Origin of the sequence: Ruminococcus callidus ATCC 27760 (assembly GCF_000468015.1) — a bacterium.
GTDB lineage: Bacteria > Bacillota > Clostridia > Oscillospirales > Ruminococcaceae > Ruminococcus_C > Ruminococcus_C callidus.
In genome coordinates this window covers 1-1037 of the sequence record NZ_KI260421.1, presented here as the reverse complement: position 1 = coordinate 1037, position 1037 = coordinate 1, and the positions used below count along the sequence as shown (strand labels likewise).

At 48.9% G+C, this 1037-nt stretch carries 1 protein-coding gene and 1 pseudogene; both read left to right on the top strand.

The window, feature by feature from the left end; all coding sequences use genetic code 11:
* The first annotated feature begins 65 nt into the window (after window positions 1–65).
* On the top strand, window positions 66–476 hold the full coding sequence (locus tag RUMCAL_RS09310; RefSeq protein WP_021682521.1) for a hypothetical protein: 411 nt from the start codon (window positions 66–68) through the stop codon (window positions 474–476).
* A 48-nt stretch (window positions 477–524) separates the two neighbouring features.
* A pseudogene (locus RUMCAL_RS15090) lies at window positions 525–922 on the top strand (cytidine deaminase family protein).
* Window positions 923–1037: the final 115 nt, after the last annotated feature.

Below are 1037 nucleotides of genomic sequence, written 5' to 3'. Positions count from 1 at the left end.
TGTCGCACAATCTTTGTGCGGTATTGCCATAAAACCAAACCCAGAACAACCACAAAGGTGTTATTATGAAAAGAAAGGCATTTACACTGACACTTGCAGCATTCCTGCTGGTTTCTCTGGCAGCGTGCAGCAGCAACGAAACGAATTCGTCCAAAATCGCAAATGAAACAGTCAGTGCCGTGGAAACATCTGTTTCTGAAAATGTGCATTCCGACATCACGCACATCTGCCAGAAATTTTTGCAGAACAACGAAACTGATGAAACTCTGGCGAGCATCATCGACATGGACACACCGAATGTTCAGGAGATGAAAGAGCCGCCGTCAGAAAACATCTATGCCGCATTGGCAGAGGAACCGGGAACCGGTCCTTATTATGCAGTCACCTTTTCTACAACGGAAGATAGTCTGCTCGGTCCAATCATTCTCTATGTAAACCAAGAAAAAGAAGTTTTTGGTATTGGGTATCGGGAGTAATTGTTCGATGGATTGGGTGATCATTTCGTACACAAGGAGGCATTCCCCATGGACAAGATCTGGGCAAAACTCTACGCCGCTGCCAAAGCGGTACAGCAGGAACGGCAAATTTCCGACTATGTGCTTGCCGGCGGCGTTGCTGCTGCGGTGTTATCCAATCCGGCAAAATCTACACCGGCGTGTGCATCGACACCTGCTCCACGCTGGGCATCTGTGCAGAGCGAAACGCCATTTTCAACATGATTACCAACGGTGAACAGGAAATCGACAAGGTGCTCTGCATTTTACCGGACGGTTCCGGCGGTGCACCCTGCGGGGCGTGTCGGGAACTTATGGTACAGCTGATGCCCAACGGCAAATACAAGGACATCGAAATTATGCTGGACTATGCTGCCGGACGCACCGTCAAGCTGGGCGACATCACGCCGGAATGGTGGATCGACTAAGAACGTAGCGTATAGAAACAGAAAACGGGACAAGGTTTCCTTTTTGGAAACCCTGTCCCGTTTGTCATTTTCAGCAGAAAGTGTTTAGGCAATACCGCACAAAGATTGTGCGACA